Source organism: Carboxylicivirga sediminis, from assembly GCF_018156225.1.
Taxonomy (GTDB): Bacteria; Bacteroidota; Bacteroidia; order Bacteroidales; family Marinilabiliaceae; genus Carboxylicivirga; species Carboxylicivirga sediminis.
In genome coordinates, this window is sequence record NZ_JAGTAR010000019.1 from 92,533 (window position 1) to 114,858 (window position 22,326).

Annotated in this window: 22 protein-coding genes; 6 read left to right on the forward strand and 16 right to left on the reverse strand. The window is 40.6% G+C overall.

The window, feature by feature from the left end:
- Positions 1-3: 3 nt before the first annotated feature.
- Positions 4-1,851 (reverse strand): 2-oxoacid:acceptor oxidoreductase subunit alpha, encoded by a 1,848-nt coding sequence (locus KDU71_RS13085; protein ID WP_212191529.1) that lies wholly within the window; start codon positions 1,849-1,851, stop codon positions 4-6.
- A 377-nt stretch (positions 1,852-2,228) separates the two neighbouring features.
- Here KDU71_RS13085 and KDU71_RS13090 point away from each other — a divergent pair, with 377 nt between their 5' ends.
- On the forward strand, positions 2,229-2,756 hold the full coding sequence (locus tag KDU71_RS13090; RefSeq protein ID WP_212191530.1) for a gamma carbonic anhydrase family protein: 528 nt from the start codon (positions 2,229-2,231) through the stop codon (positions 2,754-2,756).
- 39 nt (positions 2,757-2,795) lie between these two features.
- Here the strand turns inward: KDU71_RS13090 and murI are convergent, their stop codons facing one another.
- The 10 genes from murI to KDU71_RS13140 all read right to left on the reverse strand — a co-directional run bounded on the left by murI (position 2,796) and on the right by KDU71_RS13140 (position 12,638).
- Positions 2,796-3,620, reverse strand: a complete 825-nt coding sequence (gene murI / locus KDU71_RS13095; protein ID WP_212191531.1) for a glutamate racemase — start codon at positions 3,618-3,620, stop codon at positions 2,796-2,798.
- 80 nt (positions 3,621-3,700) lie between these two features.
- Positions 3,701-4,213: an OmpH family outer membrane protein gene (locus tag KDU71_RS13100; RefSeq protein WP_212191532.1), complete on the reverse strand. Its 513-nt coding sequence runs from the start codon at positions 4,211-4,213 to the stop codon at positions 3,701-3,703.
- 22 nt (positions 4,214-4,235) lie between these two features.
- A complete protein-coding gene (locus tag KDU71_RS13105) occupies positions 4,236-4,748 on the reverse strand; it encodes an OmpH family outer membrane protein (RefSeq protein ID WP_212191533.1) in 513 nt (170 codons plus the stop codon).
- A gap of 14 nt (positions 4,749-4,762) precedes the next feature.
- Positions 4,763-5,275: an OmpH family outer membrane protein gene (locus KDU71_RS13110; RefSeq protein WP_212191534.1), complete on the reverse strand. Its 513-nt coding sequence runs from the start codon at positions 5,273-5,275 to the stop codon at positions 4,763-4,765.
- A gap of 64 nt (positions 5,276-5,339) precedes the next feature.
- On the reverse strand, positions 5,340-7,922 hold the full coding sequence (bamA, locus tag KDU71_RS13115; RefSeq protein ID WP_244828482.1) for an outer membrane protein assembly factor BamA: 2,583 nt from the start codon (positions 7,920-7,922) through the stop codon (positions 5,340-5,342).
- A gap of 73 nt (positions 7,923-7,995) precedes the next feature.
- Positions 7,996-8,739, reverse strand: coding sequence for an isoprenyl transferase (locus KDU71_RS13120; RefSeq protein ID WP_212191535.1), 744 nt, complete (start codon positions 8,737-8,739; stop codon positions 7,996-7,998).
- Positions 8,740-8,751: 12 nt separating this feature from the next.
- Positions 8,752-9,513, reverse strand: a complete 762-nt coding sequence (gene porG, locus KDU71_RS13125) for a type IX secretion system protein PorG (RefSeq protein WP_212191536.1) — start codon at positions 9,511-9,513, stop codon at positions 8,752-8,754.
- A gap of 109 nt (positions 9,514-9,622) precedes the next feature.
- Positions 9,623-10,501 carry an NAD kinase gene (locus tag KDU71_RS13130; RefSeq protein ID WP_212191537.1) on the reverse strand — a complete coding sequence of 293 codons (879 nt, stop codon included), beginning with the start codon at positions 10,499-10,501 and terminating at the stop codon, positions 9,623-9,625.
- A 24-nt stretch (positions 10,502-10,525) separates the two neighbouring features.
- Complete coding sequence (locus tag KDU71_RS13135; RefSeq protein ID WP_212191538.1) at positions 10,526-11,896, reverse strand: BamA/TamA family outer membrane protein; 1,371 nt, start codon at positions 11,894-11,896, stop codon at positions 10,526-10,528.
- A 76-nt stretch (positions 11,897-11,972) separates the two neighbouring features.
- Positions 11,973-12,638: a CBS domain-containing protein gene (locus tag KDU71_RS13140; RefSeq protein WP_212191539.1), complete on the reverse strand. Its 666-nt coding sequence runs from the start codon at positions 12,636-12,638 to the stop codon at positions 11,973-11,975.
- A gap of 169 nt (positions 12,639-12,807) precedes the next feature.
- Here KDU71_RS13140 and KDU71_RS13145 point away from each other — a divergent pair, with 169 nt between their 5' ends.
- Complete coding sequence (locus KDU71_RS13145) at positions 12,808-13,524, forward strand: pyridoxine 5'-phosphate synthase (protein ID WP_212191540.1); 717 nt, start codon at positions 12,808-12,810, stop codon at positions 13,522-13,524.
- A 5-nt stretch (positions 13,525-13,529) separates the two neighbouring features.
- Entirely contained in the window at positions 13,530-14,336 is an 807-nt protein-coding gene (locus tag KDU71_RS13150) for an alpha/beta fold hydrolase (protein WP_212191541.1), read from the forward strand.
- Between the two features lie 239 nt (positions 14,337-14,575).
- On the opposite strand, the gene KDU71_RS13155 is transcribed toward KDU71_RS13150, so the two are convergent.
- Together KDU71_RS13155 and udk are read right to left on the reverse strand one after the other, a co-directional pair.
- Positions 14,576-15,292 (reverse strand): 3'-5' exonuclease, encoded by a 717-nt coding sequence (locus KDU71_RS13155; protein WP_212191542.1) that lies wholly within the window; start codon positions 15,290-15,292, stop codon positions 14,576-14,578.
- 5 nt (positions 15,293-15,297) lie between these two features.
- Positions 15,298-15,915: a uridine kinase gene (udk, locus tag KDU71_RS13160; protein WP_212191543.1), complete on the reverse strand. Its 618-nt coding sequence runs from the start codon at positions 15,913-15,915 to the stop codon at positions 15,298-15,300.
- Positions 15,916-15,967: 52 nt separating this feature from the next.
- Here udk and KDU71_RS13165 point away from each other — a divergent pair, with 52 nt between their 5' ends.
- Complete coding sequence (locus tag KDU71_RS13165) at positions 15,968-16,267, forward strand: Dabb family protein (protein WP_212191544.1); 300 nt, start codon at positions 15,968-15,970, stop codon at positions 16,265-16,267.
- 136 nt (positions 16,268-16,403) lie between these two features.
- Positions 16,404-17,318 (forward strand): alpha/beta hydrolase, encoded by a 915-nt coding sequence (locus KDU71_RS13170; RefSeq protein WP_212191545.1) that lies wholly within the window; start codon positions 16,404-16,406, stop codon positions 17,316-17,318.
- A gap of 356 nt (positions 17,319-17,674) precedes the next feature.
- On the opposite strand, the gene KDU71_RS13175 is transcribed toward KDU71_RS13170, so the two are convergent.
- The 3 genes from KDU71_RS13175 to KDU71_RS13185 form a co-directional block, all read right to left on the reverse strand.
- Positions 17,675-18,886 carry a hypothetical protein gene (locus tag KDU71_RS13175; protein ID WP_212191546.1) on the reverse strand — a complete coding sequence of 404 codons (1,212 nt, stop codon included), beginning with the start codon at positions 18,884-18,886 and terminating at the stop codon, positions 17,675-17,677.
- A 284-nt stretch (positions 18,887-19,170) separates the two neighbouring features.
- Complete coding sequence (locus tag KDU71_RS13180) at positions 19,171-19,758, reverse strand: hypothetical protein (RefSeq protein ID WP_212191547.1); 588 nt, start codon at positions 19,756-19,758, stop codon at positions 19,171-19,173.
- Positions 19,759-20,843: 1,085 nt separating this feature from the next.
- Positions 20,844-21,002, reverse strand: a complete 159-nt coding sequence (locus tag KDU71_RS13185) for a hypothetical protein (RefSeq protein WP_212191548.1) — start codon at positions 21,000-21,002, stop codon at positions 20,844-20,846.
- A gap of 134 nt (positions 21,003-21,136) precedes the next feature.
- Here KDU71_RS13185 and KDU71_RS13190 point away from each other — a divergent pair, with 134 nt between their 5' ends.
- Positions 21,137-21,859, forward strand: a complete 723-nt coding sequence (locus KDU71_RS13190) for a DUF6261 family protein (RefSeq protein WP_212191549.1) — start codon at positions 21,137-21,139, stop codon at positions 21,857-21,859.
- Positions 21,860-22,326: the final 467 nt, after the last annotated feature.

Consider the following 22,326-nt stretch of genomic DNA (forward strand, 5'->3'; position numbering starts at 1 on the left):
CATTTAGTCCTCCAGCAAGGTTTTAAAGTGTTCTTTCAATTCTACTACCGTAAATGGTTGTCCCTGTACTTTATTAAAACGTTGTGTTTGAATATCAGGGAAGTTCATTGTCAGATAATCGGCAAATTGCCCAAGGTTTAATTCACAGACTACAATTTTCTTGTAGCGCTTCAGTACCTCATATGTATTGCGTGGTAATGGCTTAATGTAATTAAAATGTGCCAATGCCAGCTTATGTCCTTCATTTGCCAACTCATCAACAGCTGTAAACAGGTGACCAAATGTACCACCCCATCCAACTACTAAAACATCAGCATCTTCATCACCCAACAATTCCAATTCAGGCACCACATTAGCAACACGTTGTACTTTTTCCTCACGAATTTCCACCATACGCTGATGGTTTAAGGCATCATGAGAAACAGCTCCAGTGTGCTCATCCTTTTCGAGCCCGCCAATACGGTGCTCTAATCCAGCTGTTCCAGGTGTTGCCCAATAACGAGAAAGCTTTTCCAGATCTCGCTTATACGGATGCCAGTCTTTAGCATTAACGTCTGCTTTAGGTACGCTAATAGCTGGCCATTCTTCAAGATTTGGCAAGCGCCATGGTTGAGTGCCATTTGCCAGGAAACCATCGGTTAATAAAATAACAGGTGTCATGTGTTCAACTGCTATTTTGGCTGCGTAGAACGCATAATCAAAGCAATTGGTTGGTGAGCTGGCTGCAATAATAACAGCTGGACTCTCACCATTACGGCCGTAAAGTGCCTGCATTAAATCAGACTGCTCAGTCTTAGTAGGTAATCCGGTTGATGGTCCACCACGCTGAACGTTTACAATAACAAGTGGCAACTCGGCAATAACGGCCAAGCCAATTGCTTCACCTTTTAAAGCCAAGCCAGGTCCTGAGGTGGTTGTAATCGCCAAATCACCAGCAAAGCTGGCACCAATCGCAGTACAGATACCTGCAATCTCATCTTCAGCCTGGAATACCTTCACACCTAAATCTTTACGAGCACTTAATTCCTGAAGAATTTCAGTAGCTGGCGTAATAGGATATGAACCCAGGAATAATTCTAAACCACTCTTCTCTGCAGCGGCCAAAAATCCCCAGGCAACAGCCTGGTTACCACTTAGGTTGCGATACTTTCCTTTTTTGATATCTGCAGGGTGGATATGATAAGAAGGTGTTAGCGCCTGAATAATGTTACCATAGTTGTAACCATCTTCAAGTACCTTCACATTGGCATCAACAATCAGTTGATTCTTTTTAAACTTCTTCTTTATATAGTCTTTGGTATGATCAAGAGGACGATCGAAAAGCCAGTAAACCAAGCCAAGCGCATACATGTTCTTGCTTCGAAGAATACTTTTATTGTCCAATCCCATATCTTTTAAGCTTTCTTTCGTCAGCGTAGTGATAGGAGCCTTCACAATATTGTAGCCGCTCAGTTTACTTTCTGTAATAGGATCGTCGGTTTCATAACCTGCTTTTCGCAAATTCTTTTCATCACAACTATCTACATCTAAAATAACCGTACCACCTGGTTTCATCCATTTTGCATTAGCCTTTAATGCTGCAGGATTCATTGCCACCAGTACGTCGCAGTAGTCCCCCGGAGTATATACTTCGGTATGTCCAAAATGCACCTGAAAGCCGGATACCCCGCTAATGGTGCCCTGTGGGGCACGAATTTCAGATGGATAATCAGGAAATGTTGAGATGTCATTTCCGAAAATTGCAGAGGTGTAAGAGAATAAGGTACCAGTCAGCTGCATTCCGTCACCGGAGTCACCTGAAAACCTTACTACAACTTCATCTCTTTCAATAACTTTTGACCTTTTACCCATGATTGACAAGGTTCTGATTTATATCTATCTATTATAACAAAGTTGAACTATCAATAAAAAGGAAATCAATGAATATAAGCACTTAGCTTTCAACATTAATTTCCTCTGAATTGTGGGAGTAAAGGTAGAGATATGGCCATATCGACAAGTTGATATTTGTCATGTTTAACCGGTTCACAACTTGTGTTATACAACACATTTTAAAATACATAATTTATGGCCGATAAATCGAATTATCCTTTACTTTACCCCTCTTCAACACTCAGAGTTAAAAAAGTTGATTGTATTTTTGACCTTTCAATTCTTCAACTGTTTAACTAATACCTGTTGTAATATAAGCTTTCAAAAGTTCAGGATAATTATAAACAAAACAAAATATGGCACTAATTAAATCAGTAAGAGGCTTTACGCCTAAAATTGGGAAGAATGCCTATCTGGCCGAAAACGCAACCATCATAGGCGATGTAGAGATAGGCGATGATTGTAGCATATGGTTTAATGCAGTATTGCGCGGCGATGTTAATTCGATTCGCATTGGCAACAAAGTAAACATTCAGGACGGCTCTGTTTTGCACACCCTGTATCAGAAATCAGTCGTTGAGATCGGTGATAATGTATCAATAGGTCATAATGTAACTATACATGGCGCTAAAATAGAAGACAATGTATTGATTGGTATTGGTGCCACGGTACTGGATCATGCCGTGATTGGCAGCAACTCAATTATTGCAGCTAATTCACTGGTATTAACGGGCACTATTGTAGAGCCAAACAGCATATATGCAGGTGTACCAGCTAAAAAAGTCAAAGACATTGAGCCTGAACAATCAAGAGAGATGGTACAAAAAATTGCTAATAACTACCTGATGTATGCCGGGTGGTTCAAGGAAGAAAACGAAAAGTAACTTTGAAGCTATCAGCTATTAACCAATGGCTGATAGCTTTTATAAAACCAAATGTTCCACGTTGGTTTCACCTTCGAAAAATATCCCTGCTGTCTGTTTGAATTTAGTAACCTGTTCGGTGGTGTATAAATGTACAGTCCCCCCTTTCGAACACATAGCATCCATCTCCGGATGCCGAAACAGATAGTCTTTTAAACTTTCCCCGACAATATCTCCCTGCTCCAGCAGTTGCACACCCGCAGGTAAGTATGGTTTAATTTTCGGGGTTAACAGCGGATAGTGCGTACAACCTAAAATGACGGTATCAATTGCAGTATCTTGTTTAAAGAGGTTGTCCACGTGCTGCTTCACAAAATAGTCGGTTCCAGGTTTATCAAACTCATTATTCTCAACCAGTGGCACCCACATTGGGCAAGCTTCCTGAGCCACTTGAACTGATGGGAAAAGCTTGTTAATTTCTATTGGATACGATTCGGACTGTATAGTACCCACGGTACCCAAAATACCAACGTGCTTGGTTTCACTATAGGTATCAACTACTTCAACACTTGGTCGTATAACTCCCAAAACACGCTTCTGAGGATCTATATGCGGAAGATCCTTCTGTTGGATGTTACGAAGCGCCTTAGCAGAAGCAGTATTACAAGCTAAAATAACCAGATTAGCTCCCATATCAAAGAGCTTTTTAACAGCCTGTAATGTGTATTCATAAACAACCTCAAACGAACGTGTTCCATAAGGAGTGCGTGCATTATCTCCTAAATAAATGTAATCGTACTGAGGTAAATGCTCAATCAATTTATTTAATACAGTTAATCCTCCGTAACCGGAGTCAAACACGGCAATTGGTCCTGGTTGTTTCATACAATAGAAATATCACTTAAAGATACAAAAGCGGGTGACTAAACCTAGCCACCCGCTTCAACAAAATTATTTGCTATTTCTTATTGTGCGCCTAATTTAGTCTTAACCAACGGTGCACAATCTATACTTTTACTTGAGTGATATACTACTACCTGAGAGCTTATATCGAAAATATAGATTAAGCCTTGCTCCTGTCCAACTTCATCAATGGCTTTTTGCACTTTGGTGATAATTGGTTGAAGCAATTGCTGCTCCTTCTGGCCAATTGTCTGCTGCGCCATTTGACTGTATTGTTGCATACGCTGCTCATAATCCTGAATTTCCTTTTCCTTAGTGGCACGGATTAAATCAGGCAAAGAATCACGTTGTGACATATAGTCGGTGTATTTTTTCTGCAAATCCTGCTGCATTACCTGTAACTGCTCCTGCAATTTAGTAGCTTCGGCCTGAAGTTCCTGGTCAGCAGCTACTTTTTCCGGTAGTTGCATCACTAATTCCTGAATATTTATATGACCAAACTTAAGATCCTGCGCCTGCACTTTTCCAACGAATGCGATGGCAGCAAACAGTACTATAACTTTTACCAATTTCATATCTAAATTTTTTATTTACTTATTATTGAATACCTAGTTTAGCTTTCACTAATGCACCTACATCAATGCTTTTATCTGACGCGAAAACAGGTACCCGGCTTGTCATCTCAAATATATACAAAAATCCTTCTTCATCGCCCACTTCCTGAATAGCGGCTTGCAATTTTTGAATAACAGGCGCTTGTAATTCATTCTGTTTGGCCTGTATTTGCTGTTGTGAAAGCAAGTAAAAGTTTTGCACCTTCTGGTTCAATTCCATCAACTCCTGCTCACGAGCTTGTCTCTCAGCGGCTGATAAACTTTCAACATCCTGCTGATAGCTCTGCTGCTTAGTTTGTAAGTCTTGCTGCATGGTCATTAGCTGTGACTCTTTCTGCTCAAACTCCGCCTCCATTTGTTCTTCAATAGCTTTCAACTCTGGCATTGCCTGCAGTATTTCAGCGCTGTTAATATGACCAAATTTCATAGGCTGCTGCGCATTAACTGAACCAATGGCTAGTAAAAATACAACAACCAGTGTGTAGTAAATTTTCATATCTTCTTCTTTAATTATTCACTTTTATATCCAAGTTCAATCAGCACATCGTCACTGATATCATACTTGTTATCCACAAACATAATACCCATCCCGGATGCTTTATCAAATACTGCAGCGATGTTGTTCTCCGAAGCAATATCAGTTATAGCATTGTAAATCTCATCCTGAATTGGCTTTATTAAAGCTTCGCGCCTTTTAAAGAGCTCTCCATTCTGCCCGAAATAGTTCTGCTGCAGCTGTTTAGCTTGTTGCTCTTTTTCAACTATCTCATTCTCCCGTTTTGTTTTCATTTCATTGGAAAGAAACACATTCTCAGCCTGATAGTTTTTGTATAGCTCAGCTACTTCCTGATAGCGCTGCTCCACTTCACCCTGCCACTTGCTGGATAATTGCGACAATTGCTCATTAGCTGCCTCATAAGCAGGAATGTTTCTTAAAATATATTCCGAGTCAACAAAAGCATACTTTTGAGCAAACGCCATTTGCCCAACAAATAAAAGAGATAATAAAACGATGTTTTTCATAGCTTATTCATTTTAGTATGCTTAAATAAACAAAAATCAAACCAAACTCATAACAAGCTGTATGTTAGAAACTTTGACCTATTACAAAGTGGAACTGACTACCACCGGCATTTCTTCTGTATAGGCTCTCATCAAATCCATAACCCCAGTCAATTCCCATTAATCCAAATATAGGTAAGAATATTCTCAAACCAACTCCGGCAGAACGCTTTAGCTCAAACGGATTATAATCTTCGTACTGACTCCATGCATTACCGGCTTCGAGAAAGGCCAGTGCAAAAACGGTGGCCGATGGTTGCAATGCCAATGGATATCTTACTTCCATGGTCAGCTTATTATATATGTTACCGTCGTACGATCCTTGTGTATTATAAGGTGTAAGCGATGAGTTTTCGTATCCACGCAATCCGATGGTCTCGGAACCATACATGCTGAAGCCCGCCATTCCATCTCCTCCGAGAACGAACTTCTCAAACGGACTCTGAAGGTATTTATTATAGTAACCAAGGAAGCCCATCTCCATTTTACCCATCACAACCAGTTTGTTGGCATTATCAATAGGCTTATAAACGGCTCCTTTGAAAGTCCACTTATGATACTCAATACGCTGATACTTTTCTTCTTCGCTGGCTTTTGACCAATCCTTGTCTGGCTGGAACATTGACCAAGGCGGGGTAAATTCAACGCCCACTGAAAAGTCAGATCCCTGACGAGTATAAATTGGATTATCAATTGAACGGCGACTCAACATGACTTTAAAGTTCAGGTTGTTTGAAATACCATTCTGCATAATGAAATAATTCCAATCCAACAGATCGTATCGTTGATAACTAGCCTCTGTATATAATGAGAAGAAATCATCGGGCCAGCGAAGACGTTTACCAAATCCTAATGAGATACCAGTAATCTTCATGTGCTGATCGATGGCATCAGGATCTTGCATACCCGGGTAACTACCTCCATAACCAGGATAACCACCATAACCACCTCCATAGCTATAACGCGGATCGTAGTAACTTGAACTAACACCGGTTTGAATAGAGTGATAGATAGAGAAGCTTAGTGAGTTAGGTTTTTTACCTCCTAACCATGGTTCGGTAAATGATAAACTATATGACTGGTAGAACTTACCGTTGGTTTGTGCACGTAAAGCCAGTGTCTGACCATCACCAGTTGGCAATGGACGCCAAGCCTCTTTATTAAAGAAGTTACGCATTGAGAAGTTGGTAAACTTCAGACCTAATGAACCTACAAACATACCAGCACCCCAACCACCGGATAATTCTATCTGGTCATTGGCTTTTTCTTCAAGCTGATAAACCAGGTCAACTGTTCCATTATCAGGATTTGGCTGAACGTCTGGTGAAATATTCTCAGGATCGAAATGACCAAGTTGCGCTAATTCACGTACTGTACGAATTAATTCAGACTTACTAAATAGCTGTCCCGGTTTAGTTCTGATTTCACGACGCACCACATGCTCGTGAGTTTTGGTGTTACCGCGAATGATGACCTTATTAATGGTAGCCTGCTGGCCTTCATAAATACGCATCTCAATATCGATGGTATCACCCCGCACACCTGTTTCTACAGGTGTAATATTTGAGAACAAATAACCATTATCCATGTAGCGGTTATGCACCGCATCTTCATCAGTAATTAAGCGTTCATCCAGATATGTTTGGTTAAACACATCACCTTTCTTAATACGTAAGTCATACGCTAAAAGCTCGGAAGGGTAAATGGTATTACCGACCCAACTAATATCACCAAAGTAATATTTGTTACCTTCTTCAAGCACTAACTTAACATCAACGGTGTTATCCTCGATATTTTTACTTACCTCTTCGCTTACGATGCGTGCATCGCGATATCCCAGTTCGTTGTATTTACCAATAACAGCCGTTAAATCCTCTTCGTATTTCTCAACTACAAATTTCTTGGTTCTGAAAAAGTTCAGCACCTTACCTTTTTCGTTGGTTTTTTTCATGGTGCGGTTTAGCTTACCATCGCTCAGCACCTCGTTTCCTTCAAATGTCAGGCTACTTACCTTTACCTTATCTTTCTTGTCAACGTTGATATCCAGCGTAACATGATTCGGTTTGGAGGGATCATCTTTTTGAACAATATTAACTTCGGTATTATAAAAACCTTTATTCACGAAGTGATCGGTAATGTATTTCTCGGCTCTGGTCACCATAAAGGGTGTTACCTGCGAACCTTTCATCATGGCAACCTTTTGCTCTACTGTTTCTATCTCATTCTTTTTGAGCCCATGAAAATACATCTCTGATAAACGAGGTCGTTCCTGCAGGTATATTTCCAGGTAAATTTCACGCCCCTCGATTTTTTTGGCTTTGATTTTGGCATCGGAGAAAAGTCCGTGTTGCCAGTATCGCCTGATAGCTTCGGACACTTCATCACCTGGCACGGTAATTTGCTGCCCTACTTTCAGTCCACTGATATTGACGAGTATTTTTGGATCCAGATTTTGCACCCCAGTTACTTCAATATCTGCAATTACATACTTTCGGGGAGTGCCCGAATATGAAATATTTGGAATATCAGTTGTTTGTCCAATTACACTACTAATAGAGAATATAAAAAGAAAAACAATCAATAATTTACTTCGCATATTACCTTCCATGCAGTTCAATAGTTTTTTCAATTTAGGTTAGTCCAACTTCCTCGATTCTATCTTCTCACCTCACTTCACCTGATTATTTTTTAATTTGCTCGCCGGTTTTTCCAAATCGCCTTTCGCGACCTTGAAAATCCAACAGGGCCCGGTAAAAATCATCTCTCCTAAAATCGGGCCATAAAATGTCGCAGAAATATAGCTCAGAATAAGCTAACTGCCAAAGTAAAAAGTTACTTATTCGATGTTCACCGCTGGTTCTGATCATTAGTTCCGGATCAGGCATACCGGCAGTTGACATGTAATTGGATATCACATCGGCATTGATATCTTCAATAGCCAATTGATCATTTTTCACTTCGCTGGCAACGCTTTTAAAAGCTTCAATTATCTCCCAACGAGAACTGTAGCTTAATGCCAGTGTTAATGTTAATCCGGTATTTGATGAAGTTTGTTGTATGCAGTCTTCCAGTTTTTTCTGAACGCCACCTGGCAAAGCTTTCTTACAACCTATTGCATTAAGCTTCACATTGTTTTTCATTAAAGTGGAAGTTTCGGAACTGATAGTTGACACAAGGAGGCTCATGAGCGCATCCACCTCCGTTTTGGGACGGCTCCAGTTTTCTGTACTAAACGCATAAAGAGTCAGGTACTTCACCCCAAGTTCGGCCGCTGCTTCTGTTACTTCCCTCACAGCCGTAACGCCATGCTTATGGCCAAACATTCGCGAGTTTCCACGCTTTTTAGCCCAGCGACCATTTCCATCCATTATTATTGCTATGTGGCTTGGCAGCCTGTCTTGTATCAGTTCGTCTTTTAACGACATACTATCAACGTGCTATTTTTTTATACCATCATTACATTTGGTTTTACGTTTCAACATACTGATTGTAACGTATACACCTGCAAACGATATCCAATCGTTATTATGGGTAAAAGTGCTCTCTCCAAATCCATAAGGGTCGGAAGGATCTATGCTTCCTGGCCCCACATAGTCCAAGTCATCAACAAATGTTTTTCGGAAGGTCCATTCGGCTCCAATCCTTACATATTTGTTGATCTTGTACTTTGCACCTATACCGAACGGCAAAGATAATATAAAACTTGTATTGCCCGCAGAATTTTCAACATCTGTATCAATTCTGTTATAAATAGTTGTGGCTAAGCCAACCGAAATGTATGGCGTGAAGGTAGTGGTGGAAATAAATTTATGATCGTAAGACCTGAAATTAAACTCGACCTGTGCCGAAATATCTCCTATACTTCTGTTGAAGGAATAATTCCCCTCGTCCGACTCAAGGTATTTTAAATCCTGACCATGATAATCCCCGCTGATATTACCCACTAAAGCCATTCCTTTTAGGGCAATACGATCAGTAAACACATAACGGCCAATACCCCCAACAGCCAGGTGGGAGTTTGTAAACGGTATGCCTGTGCTCAAATCACCAATATAGTATGAAGTGCCTAAAAAAGCACCTAACTCAAGCCGATCCTGCGCCTGTACTTGTTGATTGGCAATGCACAAACAAACAATGACCGCTATTAAAAGCGGCCGCCTTATATTTTTTGTTGGGGTTTCTTTATCGATTAGAGGCATTAGCATTAAAATCAAAAACCTGAATTACTGGCAACATCAACCACAGTTGTACATCGCGGTATAATTGTTCAAACAGCGATTCTGAAAAATTATTGCACTAAAATAAAGATTAATTGCGCTTATCAACGCCCCACATCAATTTATTACGCAAGGTGGTGAAGAAGGAGTGGCCATCCAGCTCAATCACATTGATGCTAAAACCAGCCTTCTTAACCTTAAGGTTGACTGAGTTATCAAATACTTCACTTCTTGAATCGAGCGAAGCCAAAAACTTAGAATCACGCCCTTCCACCTTCAGGGTTACCTCCACATCGTTAGGCACTACAACGGGTCTCACATTTAGGTTGTGCGGAGCAATAGGCGTAATAATCAGACACTTACTATCCGGATGCAATATCGGACCACCCACACTAAGTGAGTAGGCTGTTGAGCCTGTTGTTGTAGAGATAATCAGCCCGTCGGCCCAAAAAGAGTTTAAAAACTCGTTATTGACATAGGTATGTATGGTAATCATGGCCGAGCTATCGCGCTTTGAAATGGCCAGCTCGTTGAGGGCAAAGTTATAATCACCAAAATGATTCCCATTGGTTTCAAGCACCAGGAGATCGAGCTGTCGGAGCCGGTATTTACCATCAAGCACCTCCCGTATTGCTACCTTCATTTCTCCTTGCGAAATATCGGCCAGAAAACCTAATCGACCAGAATTAATGCCCACAATCGGAATACCTTTATCGCGCACATAAGTCACCGCTTCTAAAAAGGTACCATCGCCACCAATACTAAAAACCAGGTCAACATCTGCTATGTCATCGTGGTGTGTAAAAAAAGCATCCACTTCAGGCTTCATCTTAACGCTTGTAAGCAAAAAATCGTAGAATGGTTTATGAATCACCACATCCACATCACTGTCCTTTAAAATATTAAACAGGCTCTTACAGGCATTAAAGAACACCTCACCAAACTGCTTTCCGAAAACAGCTATTCGCATAATTTTGAGTTTATCTGAAGAATACTAAATGGCCAAATTAAAATGTACAAAAAAACCATGCTGACGATGCTTATTAACGGAGTAGTTAAAACTCCAGACCATGTCATAAAACGTAACAAAGTCGATACCGGCACCATAGCCATATTGCCAATCATTTACAAATGTATTAGTTATTGGTGGATTCTCTTGCCATACGCTTCCAAAATCATAAAAAGCCTTCAGGTAAAACGCATAATTGACTTTTGCAAACTGGGTAAGCGGCATAAAACCCAAACTTTTAACACGGGGATGTAGCAAGGTAAATAGCAACTGATTTTTCATCGTAAATTGCCGGGTACCATCAATGACATATAGCTCATACCCATTCAAAAAGCTTTCATAGCCACTTCCGGCATTCAATACATAGGGCAGTGAATTACTCGTATTATACTCACCATATGCCATGCTGGTCCAGTGCCAGCTCTCGTGCAAACGTACATGCTTATCGTAGCTACCTGCCAGCTTAAAGTTATTCAGTTCATCTTGCCACAAGCCAAATCCAGACTGAACAGCTTCGAGCTTGACCCGACTGCCTTTCAGCGGATAAATCTTTGAATCACGCTTGTCGTAGGTATATTCATACTTTAATTCCAGAAACTGCAGTTTATTGGCTTCAGTTGTCAGGTAGTTGGGATTAAGGTCAATCACTGAATCACTCACATTGTAATGATGATAGGCCACGTCGAGTTTGTGCCGCTGATATAAGCCTGAGCGCAAAGAGTAATACAAGGAACCGTGATAGGCCATTTGAGCCATTTCTGTTTCAAGTCCAGTAAAAATGGGCTGATTATTTAGCGTTGCATAAGGTAACTGATCAGACATGCTAAAGTTAAAGAAAGCACCCCAACCTCCACGTTTATTATATTCAGGCGATAAATATCCCAATAATATCTGAGTAGTAAACCCTAGTCGGATGCGCGCAATGATTTTTTCGTTGCGCCCCCTGAAATTATCTCGCTTCAGATAGACACCATAGTTGACACGTGACCAGTCACCACTATTAAAGAATGAGCTTAAATTACGATCAGCCACCTCAAATATGGGAAAAACCCACCAGTACCATCGCTCATCCACATTGATATGAAACACAATCGTATCATCGGATTGAATGGTATAATGAATAGAAACAAAATTAAATAGAGATGTATTTAAGAGATTATGGCGGCAACGCTTAACAACCTGCCCAAGCCGATTGACCAGTAATCGATCACCTTGCTTAAAAATGAGCTCATTAAGAATGACCCTCTGTTTGGTAATATTATTGCCGGTAATAACAACCTGCTGAACAGTTACATATTCATCATTTACCTGTTCATTTTTGTTAAGCGGCAGAGCATTAGCAAGCAAACTGTGCATATGCATCAATATACATATGCACAACAATCTGCCGGCATTTACATAGGCCCATACCATACATTACCTTTTTATTACGCTACATATTAAGATACCTCATTAGTGCATCGTAGTTCTTTTTCACAGTATCGTCATAAGCATTATCGCCCACGTAGGTTGCTTTAACCGAATAGTCGTACCTGTCAAATGCATTTAGCACCGGCCCGACATCAATGCGGTTTAGTTTAATGGCTATACACAATTTATCGGCATCAACAGGCTGAGAAACATACAAACTCAGAATTTTAGCATCGGCATCTTCAACTATTCTGGCTATCTCGGCCAAAGAATAATCACGGGGCATAAGCTCCAACTCAATAATCCCGCCTTCGGTATGAGCCGCAATTAAACCGGCAAACGTCTGCAATAAATCACTTTGTGTAATAAGGCCCAGATAGTTCTCCTCTTTATCAACAACAGGCACTACAGTTAGCTTCAGTCGTGAGGCCAGCTCAATCACATCGAATATATGCTGATGCTCAAATACAAACGGCCGTGCATAAGACAATGCATGATTCCCCAAAGCTTCTTCGGCCTTATTGAAATCATATATATCAACATCACTAATCAGACCTAAAAAAGCCCTGTTGTTAACAATTGGCAAATGCGAAACTCTGAAAACCTCCATCCAGTTAAGGGCATCAAGCCCGCTGTCTGAGGTCTTTAGTGAAGGAACAACTTCTGATATTAATTCTTTTGCCAACATAGATTACTTTTCGAAATACTTTATAATTTTGCGCGACAAAGGAAAACCCTTTTATGACGTAATTGTTTGAGTATTAAAAATACTGTCAAACATTATAACAAGCAAAAGTAGGCGATAGTTTATTTTGCATTTAATCACTCATAAGAGGGTGTTCATCAATAAAACAACAATGACAAAACTTAGTGTTAACATAAATAAGGTAGCCACCCTTCGAAATTCAAGGGGTGGCAATACACCAAATGTATTGCAGGCTGCTATTGATGTTCAGGAATTTGGCGGTGATGGCGTTACTGTTCACCCACGACCCGATGAGCGCCATATCCGTTATAAAGATGTGTATGATATTCGTCCGGTCATTAAAACAGAGTTTAACATTGAAGGCTATCCGTCGAAAGAATTCATTGACCTTGTTTTGGCTGTTCGCCCGCATCAGGTGACACTGGTACCCGATCCTCCGGAAGCACTGACCTCCAATGCAGGATGGGACACAGTAACTCATATGACATTTCTACAGGATGTGATAGGTAGATTCAGTGATGCTGGTATTCGTACCTCAATATTTGTTGACACCGACCTGAAGAACATTGAGGGAGCAGTTAAAACCAATACCGACCGGATTGAGCTTTATACCGAGCCTTACGCTACCAACTTTACGAAAGACCGTGAAGCGGCTATTGCGCCATTTGTTGAAGCAGCCGAATTGGCCAATAAAATTGGACTTAAAATAAATGCCGGACACGATTTGAATTTGGACAACCTCAAGTATTTCAATGAGCGCATCCCTTATTTAAAGGAAGTATCAATAGGCCATGCCTTAATTAGCGATGCCCTTTATATTGGTCTTGAAAAAACCATTCAGCTATATAAACAGCAATTGATAAAATAAAAGGCATGCAACTTTTCCATCGCGAATTTGGCAATAATGGGCCCATTCTGATTATCCTGCATGGCTTGTACGGGGCATCAGACAATTGGGTATCAATTGCCCGCCAGCTGGAAAAGGATTATCGAATTTATCTATTAGATCAAAGGAATCACGGCCATTCGCCCCATAGCAACAGTCACAATTATGAGTGCATGGCCGATGACCTCCTGGAGTTTTTTAACGACAAAGGCATTGAAAAAGCGCATCTGGTTGGGCACTCGATGGGTGGCAAAACAGCCATGCGCTTTGCTCTGACGCATCCCGAACGCATCAGTAAACTGGTGATTCTCGACATTGCACCAAAATCGTATGCCTCGTTCAGTAATTATGCACAGATTACCAATAACCATCAGCTGATTATTGACAGCATGCTCAATGTAGATTTTACCCAGGTATCATCAAGGCAAGATATTGACCAACAACTGAGCACAAGTCTGCCCGACAAGAAGCTACGTCAGTTTCTGCTGAAAAACGTTAATCGCACCAAAGACGACAACTACCACTGGCGCCTTAACCTGCCTGTTATTAAAGAAACGCTGGAACAAATAATGGATGGCTTTTCAGAACTCAACCCGGATGAACTAAACGTCAATATCCCTTCAATCTTTATAAGGGGTGAAAAATCGGGCTATGTGATGGATGAAGATACATTGGTGATGCGCAAATTCTTTAAAACAGCTGAAGTTGTGAGCATCCCCAATGCTGGCCACTGGCTGCATGCCGAACAGCCTGAACTGCTTATTAAGACCTTGGCGTATTTCTTATTGGATTGAGTTATTCTCTTAGTATCTGGTTGTTTGTTTAACTGATAGATACCCTATTAAAGAGCAGACAGAAACCAGACGCAAGATAAAAGATTAGAGAAATGCTCCCATTGCCTGATGGCATTTCCACAAAGGGAAGATCAGCTACGCAAGAACGAACAATCAGGGACTGAAAGATTTCTCTATCAACCATATGCTAATCGCATCTAACAGATTGTCAAATCAACAAATTAGCAACTCAACAATCATCAGGCATGCTCAACCGCATCCTCAGCTATCAGCTCTTCTCCCTTGAAGCGCAAAAATAACTGAGCCGTTGCCAACACATCCTTCTCACAATAGCGGGCAATGCGCTCCACATCACGTTCTTCGTAAAACACTTGAGCCACCTGGCTTCCATCAATATCATCCTTGGGCGAAGGGATATTAAAAATGGTTGTTAGCAGATTAAGGGATGTATAATGTTTGTAGTCGCCAAACTTCCACATATCCATGGTATCCATAAACTTCACTTCCCATGGTTTTTTTCCGGCCACATCCAGAATAGGCGGTAACTTAACTCCATTGATAAGCATCCGCCGGGCAATATAGGGGAAGTCAAATTCCTTGGCATTATGCCCGCATATATTCTTATGCATGTCACGCGCAAATCCATTTAGCATGCGACCAAAATCTTCGAGTAGCACCTTCTCATTATCACCTGCAAATGACTTTACCCGAAAAATTCGCTTGCCTCCACGAGCCGAAATCACGCCTACCGATATACAAACAATCTTTCCAAACTCAGCATAGATACCGGCACGGCCATACACATCGGCTGCGGACTCATCCTCAGCCCTGAAGTAAGCCGACTTTTTATCCCAAAGTACTTGCAATTCGGGTGTTACATTTTCAAAACTGGCCTCCTGCGGCACTGTTTCGATATCCAAAAACATGATATCTTCTACTCTGACGGCATCAAGCATAGCAATTAATTTAGGCTGGTTAAATTACGTTCAATAAAGTGCGTGAGAATATTAATGGCAATATGGTTATTACCACCTTGCGGCACAATCAAATCGGCATATCGCTTAGTTGGTTCAATAAACTGCAGATGACTCGGTTTCACTGTTTCATCATAACGCTGAAGCACCTTTTCAACCGTTCGTCCACGCTCCATAATATCGCGTTGTATCACCCTCGACAAGCGATCATCCGCATCGGCATGCACAAATACCTTCAGGTCCATTAGCTCGCGCAACTGACAGTTACCTAAAATCAGAATTCCTTCAACGATAATCACATCCCGCGGCTTAACAGTTACCGTCTCTTCAGAGCGCGTACATGATAAGTACGAATACTGTGGCATATCCACCGCGCGGCCCGCTTTCAGGTCGGCAATATGCTTAATCAGCAATTCCCATTCGATGGCATTGGGGTGATCGAAATTAATTTTCTGCCGCTCTTCAAGGGGCAAATGCCTGCTATCTTTATAATATGAATCCTGTGGCAAGATAGCCACTTCGCCCTTGGGCAGCTGCTCCATAATTTTACGCACCACAGTTGTTTTGCCGGAACCTGTCCCGCCAGCTATTCCAATAATCAGCATTTTACTAATTTTGCATTGTTTGTAACCGACAAAATAAGTAAAATATTCGATTATGATTAAGCACATTGTACTCTTTCAACTGAAAAGCTTTGACAGCGAAAAACTGAAAAGCGCCAAAATTGAAGAAATAAAAGAGGGTTTGCTGGCTCTTGACGATAAAATAGATGCACTACTGTCTATTGAAGTAGGCGTCAATTGCAATCCTAATGAACAGTTCGACATTGCCCTGACCACCACCTTTAATAACATGGAAGACCTGGAGACTTACGCTAAACACCCCGATCACCTGGCCGTTGGCAAAATAATACGTGAAGTATTGGAAGCTCGCTCATGTGTCGATTTCGAATACTAATTAGTCCTTTACCGGAAGGCATAGCTGATTAGCGAAAGGCCTTCCGGCTATATAAGTTCCGAAATAAAACCTTGACGTTTTCTGCGCAATAACGGATATTAAGCAGCTATCATAAGTGACCATTAATATCAGAGGCATGAAAACGCTACTATCCATTTTGCTATCACTTTTTACCGCAGGCACCTTTGCTCAAAGCATAAAAGTAGCTGCCGGTAAAATCGTTCGCCACGAGATGTTTCCTTCCGCCTATGTAGATGCACGTAACGTTGATGTGTGGCTACCCGACGGATATTCTCAGGACAATAAATACGCTGTTATATACATGCATGATGGCCAGATGCTGTTTGATGCTACCAACACCTGGAACCAACAAGAATGGAGAGTGGACGAAGTGTTAGCCAGTCTGATGAACAACCACCGGGTACGTGATTGCATAGTAGTAGGCATATGGAATAATGGCAAAAAACGCCATGCCGAATATTTCCCACAAAGGAGCTGGAAGCTGATACCCGAAGAGCAACAACAGGCCATTCTCAAAAAGGAAGAGATTTATATTGAACCTTCGGTATTGTTGGATGGCATGCTGGCCGATAAATACCTGCGTTTTATTGTGCGCGAACTGAAGCCCTTTATTGATAAAACATACAGCACACTTGGCAATAAACAGAATACCATTATTATGGGCTCCAGCATGGGTGGTTTAATTAGCTGCTATGCCATGTGCGAATACCCCGGTATTTTTGGAGGAGCCATTTGCATGTCGACACACTGGCCTGCCGTTGATGGCATCACTCTAAAGTACCTGGAACAGAATATAGCAAATGCCAAAACACACCGTATCTATTTTGATTATGGCACCGTCGATCTGGACGCCCTCTACGAACCTTACCAAACAAAAGTTGATTCCATCTTTATGGCCAATGGCTACAATAAGGACATCAATTATCAATCGTTGAAATTTAAAGGAGCCACACATAGTGAAGAAGCCTGGCGACAGCGCTTAAACATCCCGCTGGAATTTATTTTGCCTCCTCAGCCAACCATGGACTAGATAGGGGTTACAAAACCCGGATATATAAAAAAGAGGGTGTACGAGAATCAAAAAAGACAATTACAAACTTATGCGTAAGAAAACACCTCTCCTCACTCCTCTCCTTCAAGGAGAGGAAGCCATGACTCATCAATGATAATATCTTACATTAGAGAGTTGCCCTTTCCAGCAAGGTCACCTTCTCCTTAAGGAGGCTTTATTCCGCCAGAGCGGAAAGGACGGAATGAGGTGATGAAGTTATAGATTATTAGTCCAAAAACTGTTTCCCTTCATTTTAGTACACCCTCTACATAAAAAAGGTGCCTATTATAGCACCTTTCTTACTTCATCGATTTTATATAATCAGGCATCAAGAGTCACACCCCAAACTTACTGGCAAATTCAGCTACCATTTGCTCAAGCTCCAGTTTAAACTGGGCCAGAAAGTCATCAAAGTACACTTCACCGCTCTCGCGCGAACCATCACTAAACTCAAGCTCCAGGTCAACCCACCAACTACCGGCTTCATCAACCCGCGCTTTGGGCACCGCATGTGCTTTTGCTATTATCTTGTTATCATTCAGATACCTCACATCCATGGCTGCATAGCTATTTAAGGCACTGGCCAAAGCCTCGGCATACGCTTTACTGTCGGGCTGCAGCTCGTCTACCTTAAGCAGCTCATTATACAATTCACCGGTTCCGGCTGTTGTATTAAACACCACCTCTTCAATGGCCAAACTGTTAATCAGTTGCTCCACCGGCATCTGTTCATCATGCCCATCAAAAGATAAATCCAGCAGATGTCCCAGTACCCGGTCTGTATCATTGTTGAATGTCAACATCCAATAGCCATTCTGTTCATCTTTCCCCAATTCACCACTTAAATTATAAGGGGTAGGGTTAAATGTCATTGCCACTACCTGAAAATAGCCATCATTCGTAAACGTGGCATTCACATTGCTGGCCAGCACCAGTTCATCCTTTACTTTTATACTGAAATGTAACTTTTCAAGCGCCTGCTCTACAACCGTGCCGTCTTCCAACACCTCTCCTTTGTTGGGGAAATCACCCGAATAAAAAGCCAGATCAGAAATAGTCAGCAGAGCCGTATCACCAGGTGTTTCGTTGGTAGCCGGAAACTGAAATACCACGTCTGTTTCGTGCTCTTTCACTTTAATAAATGTGCTATTGGTATCATCCCAGGCCCACACGCCACATCCTTCATTGGCCAGTAAACTGCAATAATAATCTTTATCAAATGTTAAGGTCATGAGTTCCTCGAAATAACAGTTTTGAGATGCATTGTTATACATCAACTCGCCCACCTCAACAACAGCTTGTAAGAACAAAGCATTGCCCGAAACTTCATGCCCATCCAGGCGACCAAACATTGAGTGACTAATGGCTGCAAAGCGCGTTTGGCTTAATTGCTCCAGCTCATTATTGAGTGATTCGGTGCTTGATTTCAAAACATTCTTATCGTGCTCCACGCCATGCTTGCTATAGGCATCCATCATTACATCGCTTTCGCATGCCATAAAAAATACCGGAAGCACCATCATCCACAACTTCACTAAACTCCTCATATACGTATTATTTTCCACTATTCTGATAGTTTGTATCTATGCTCTTTCCTGTATATGAGACAATGAAGTAAATGGTTACACGTATTGGAAAATTTCGATTCAAAAAAAGCCGCCCCAAAACGGAACGACTTCTCGTTGCAATAACCTTAGTTAAGCGAAGTCTGCGACTTCGTTTGGTTGAATAAGTAGTTTTAAACTACTTGTTCGGTTCGACGTAATTGCAAATTACGCCGAGCGAGGTGAACCGCTATTACTTATACATATTGTTGGCATTTCGATATTTTTCAATCATTCCAACCTTCAAATTCATTCATTTTCCAGTCAGTTGGTTGTAATGAGTCTTCGTATTCCTTTAGCTCTTTATAAGCATCTTCAACAATTGTTTTGTTGTCATACCAGATGTCATCAGCAGGATAACAGCATACTCCATCAGTCAATTCTGATATGATTGCCGAAGAAAGCGAAGACATTCTAAGTTCAAGCGAATTTTGTGAACCCCAATTAAAAGTCAAAACCAATTTACAATCCGCAAGTTTAGAGTCTATCTCTGTATTTACATATTCAACCTTTTCTGTTGGCTTATTTATTATTCTTTGAATCAAAGTCTTTTTAGGTTGAATTGAGTCAAGCTCTTTTTGTAAATCAAATTCGTCCTTATAAAACTCAAATCCTGATATAAATTCTTTGTCTTTGAATTCTTGGTTCTCAGTATTTTTAAACTTTATTCTAAATGGTAAAAATCCGCTGTGGTCATCAAAAGAAAAGTCTGGATGAATTTCACATTCCATATCAAATTGATTCATTCGCTCCATCCATTTTGGAATGATTGAATCGTCAACTTGTTTTACAAAAACATTTAAATCTAAACTCATATTTATTATTTCTTAGTTCAATTTCAGACAGTAGGGAAGGGGAATTGAACCCTTAGCTAAGCGAAGTCTGCGACTTCGTTGAGTTTAATAAGTAGTTTTAAACTACTTGTTTGGTTTAGACTCTGGTTTTCGACCAGCCAGAACGCTTAGTTATTGTAGGTTGTTTTTTATTCTATATAATGAAACACTTTTTTATATTCTTCTATCAATTCTGAGTCTGAAGGGAGAAATTTAAACCTAATGCCATCATTCTTATTCTTAACCCATTTTACAAAGTCCATAAACTCATCGTTGTTAACTACATTAGTCAGTTTTATCTTTTTTACATTTGATGTCCCAGATTCATAGTATTTAATAACATTGATACTTGTTAGCTGAAAACCTCTTATATGTTGATATTCTATAATTGATGTATAAGATATGCGCTTTTCCAATCTGGGTAATAAATACGTAAATAATATATGGCTTTCATTAAATTCGATTTTAGCAATCTTTCTTAGTTGTACTAAAATTGCAAATACAAACAATGAGGATACAATTAGTCCAGATATAACCAAGTTTAATTTGTCACGAACAATATAAGTTAGAAAGCAAAAAATACCACATAAGATTACTGCAAAAGGTAGATTGTCAAGTAAATAATATGTATTTGATTTATATCTTACCATAATTTCTAATGATGGGAGTTTTTAAATAACCTACAACTAAGGGATAGACAGCATTATGCTTTATATCCCCCTTATATACATCCTAAAAATACAATAATAAATAACATGATTGCTATTGTCTGGCAGTCATTAAAAACACCATTTACTTGCAGATACTTAAAGCAGCCAGCAATCCTTCAATTTCCAAGTGCTTTTGTGCCTGTCTTTCATCACTTCCCGTGCTTGTAATACTAAAATATATGTTACAATTCACACCACACAGTTTTGCGCAGGTACTTTTATTCCGACAAAAACCATTCAACAAATCTGCAAGGTGCTAATCACGAAGCTAAAAATGGCTCCACAAGTTTGCGGAGTCATTTTTAAGGCCTATGAAGGCGCTCTGCAAAAGTGCGGAGTCATTTTTAATGACCTGAATTATACCACACAATTGTGCGCAGCATCCATCATGATGATAATTTGCACTCCACAACTTTGCGGCTTCATTTTAGCGTTAATAATTTTGATTACCATCCACACATTCATTACCTCATCCTGCAATAAGCATTGAATACCATCCACCACAACTTTCGTCATATACTTTGTATTATGCGCATTAACAGCTCTTACTTCATTCTATTTATTCGTAAATACAATGAAGATATCCCAACTTCATTTTGTTCTATTGTATTTTTTGTTTAGTTTCAATGCAACAAACTAAATTTAATACTATGATTAAACCAATTCTAAACAATTATTTAAGTTCAAGTGAATTCTATACACTTGTTAAAAACATTGTAACAGCCACTAATGATTCTGGCATTGATGAGACATTAAAAACAGTGCTTACCGCGCGTATTAATCAGAATTTTGACATTTTTGACCAGGCGCTTAACCGGCAGAAGGTTAATCCCCTCACCAAAGAGATGGAAGCGATCGATTTTCAACGCGATGAGCTATTTATGGGGCTAAGAACCAGTGCCGAAGCATTGACCTACCATTGGGATGCAAGCACAAAAGAAGCTGCTTATGCCCTGGTTGAAATTATCCGTCGCAATGGCTGGACGATGCACCGAAGTGGTTACGCCGAACAATCGGCAGCCTTCAACACACTGCTGTCGGAAATAAAAAAAGAACCTGCCACCACCTACCTGGCAACAACCAACCTGGGCGAGTGGATTGCCCGAATAGACCAATGCCAGCAAGAATTTGAAACGGTGAGCACCAAACGCGAAGAACTGGACGCTAAAGACAAGCCTTTGTTAACCATCACTCGCAAACAGCTCTATGAAGATTTACTCGCGTCGTTACGATACCTTGAGAGCATGGCTATGTTTAGCCCAAACACTGAGATTACGACTTTGATAAATACCATTAATGAGATTATCAGCTCGGTGACTTCCAGCGCCAGAGCACGCAAAACACGTCGGGATTCGGAAAAGGTGAGTGAATAAACTTCACACCTCTAATTATAAGGCCGTTCTACTCTTGAAACGGCCTTATTTATGATTGCACGCCGTGGGCTTATTAACATACGACTCCTAGCGGAGTCGTACGATAATAGAAAGCTCATAATCTAATAATATGCGACTCCAATAGGAGTCGTAGGCTGATAGCGCACAATTTAGCTAGTAAGATACAACCCCGCATGGGGTTGAATGTTGATGGAGCACCGATCAGCTAACAACATACGACTCTTGTAAGAGTCGTACGACAATAGAAAACTCACAACCTGGCAATTCGCGACTCCGATAGGAGTCGAAAGTTGATAACGTACCATTTAGCTAATAACATACAACCCAGGATGGGGTTGAAGGTTGATGGAGCACCGATCAGCTAACAACATACGACTCCGTTAGGGGGCGAAGCCCAATAGGGAGCACACAACCTAGCGATTTGCAATCTCGGATAGGGTCTAAGG

Bases quoted from the DNA above. Each gene is read 5' to 3' on its own strand.
- KDU71_RS13170 (WP_212191545.1), top strand. From the start codon at position 16,404: ATGAAAACGCTACTATCCATTTTGCTATCACTTTTTACCGCAGGCACC.
- KDU71_RS13105 (WP_212191533.1), bottom strand. From the start codon at position 4,748: ATGAAAATTTACTACACACTGGTTGTTGTATTTTTACTAGCCATTGGT.
- KDU71_RS13175 (WP_212191546.1), bottom strand. From the start codon at position 18,886: ATGAGGAGTTTAGTGAAGTTGTGGATGATGGTGCTTCCGGTATTTTTT.
- KDU71_RS13190 (WP_212191549.1), top strand. From the start codon at position 21,137: ATGATTAAACCAATTCTAAACAATTATTTAAGTTCAAGTGAATTCTAT.
- KDU71_RS13090 (WP_212191530.1), top strand. From the start codon at position 2,229: ATGGCACTAATTAAATCAGTAAGAGGCTTTACGCCTAAAATTGGGAAG.
- KDU71_RS13145 (WP_212191540.1), top strand. From the start codon at position 12,808: ATGACAAAACTTAGTGTTAACATAAATAAGGTAGCCACCCTTCGAAAT.
- KDU71_RS13150 (WP_212191541.1), top strand. From the start codon at position 13,530: ATGCAACTTTTCCATCGCGAATTTGGCAATAATGGGCCCATTCTGATT.
- KDU71_RS13110 (WP_212191534.1), bottom strand. From the start codon at position 5,275: ATGAAAAACATCGTTTTATTATCTCTTTTATTTGTTGGGCAAATGGCG.
- KDU71_RS13130 (WP_212191537.1), bottom strand. From the start codon at position 10,501: ATGCGAATAGCTGTTTTCGGAAAGCAGTTTGGTGAGGTGTTCTTTAAT.
- udk (WP_212191543.1), bottom strand. From the start codon at position 15,915: ATGCTGATTATTGGAATAGCTGGCGGGACAGGTTCCGGCAAAACAACT.
- KDU71_RS13140 (WP_212191539.1), bottom strand. From the start codon at position 12,638: ATGTTGGCAAAAGAATTAATATCAGAAGTTGTTCCTTCACTAAAGACC.
- KDU71_RS13135 (WP_212191538.1), bottom strand. From the start codon at position 11,896: ATGCACAGTTTGCTTGCTAATGCTCTGCCGCTTAACAAAAATGAACAG.
- bamA (WP_244828482.1), bottom strand. From the start codon at position 7,922: ATGGAAGGTAATATGCGAAGTAAATTATTGATTGTTTTTCTTTTTATA.
- murI (WP_212191531.1), bottom strand. From the start codon at position 3,620: ATGAAACAACCAGGACCAATTGCCGTGTTTGACTCCGGTTACGGAGGA.
- porG (WP_212191536.1), bottom strand. From the start codon at position 9,513: ATGCCTCTAATCGATAAAGAAACCCCAACAAAAAATATAAGGCGGCCG.
- KDU71_RS13165 (WP_212191544.1), top strand. From the start codon at position 15,968: ATGATTAAGCACATTGTACTCTTTCAACTGAAAAGCTTTGACAGCGAA.
- KDU71_RS13120 (WP_212191535.1), bottom strand. From the start codon at position 8,739: ATGTCGTTAAAAGACGAACTGATACAAGACAGGCTGCCAAGCCACATA.
- KDU71_RS13155 (WP_212191542.1), bottom strand. From the start codon at position 15,292: ATGCTTGATGCCGTCAGAGTAGAAGATATCATGTTTTTGGATATCGAA.
- KDU71_RS13100 (WP_212191532.1), bottom strand. From the start codon at position 4,213: ATGAAATTGGTAAAAGTTATAGTACTGTTTGCTGCCATCGCATTCGTT.
- KDU71_RS13180 (WP_212191547.1), bottom strand. From the start codon at position 19,758: ATGAGTTTAGATTTAAATGTTTTTGTAAAACAAGTTGACGATTCAATC.
- KDU71_RS13185 (WP_212191548.1), bottom strand. From the start codon at position 21,002: ATGACGAAAGTTGTGGTGGATGGTATTCAATGCTTATTGCAGGATGAG.
- KDU71_RS13085 (WP_212191529.1), bottom strand. From the start codon at position 1,851: ATGGGTAAAAGGTCAAAAGTTATTGAAAGAGATGAAGTTGTAGTAAGG.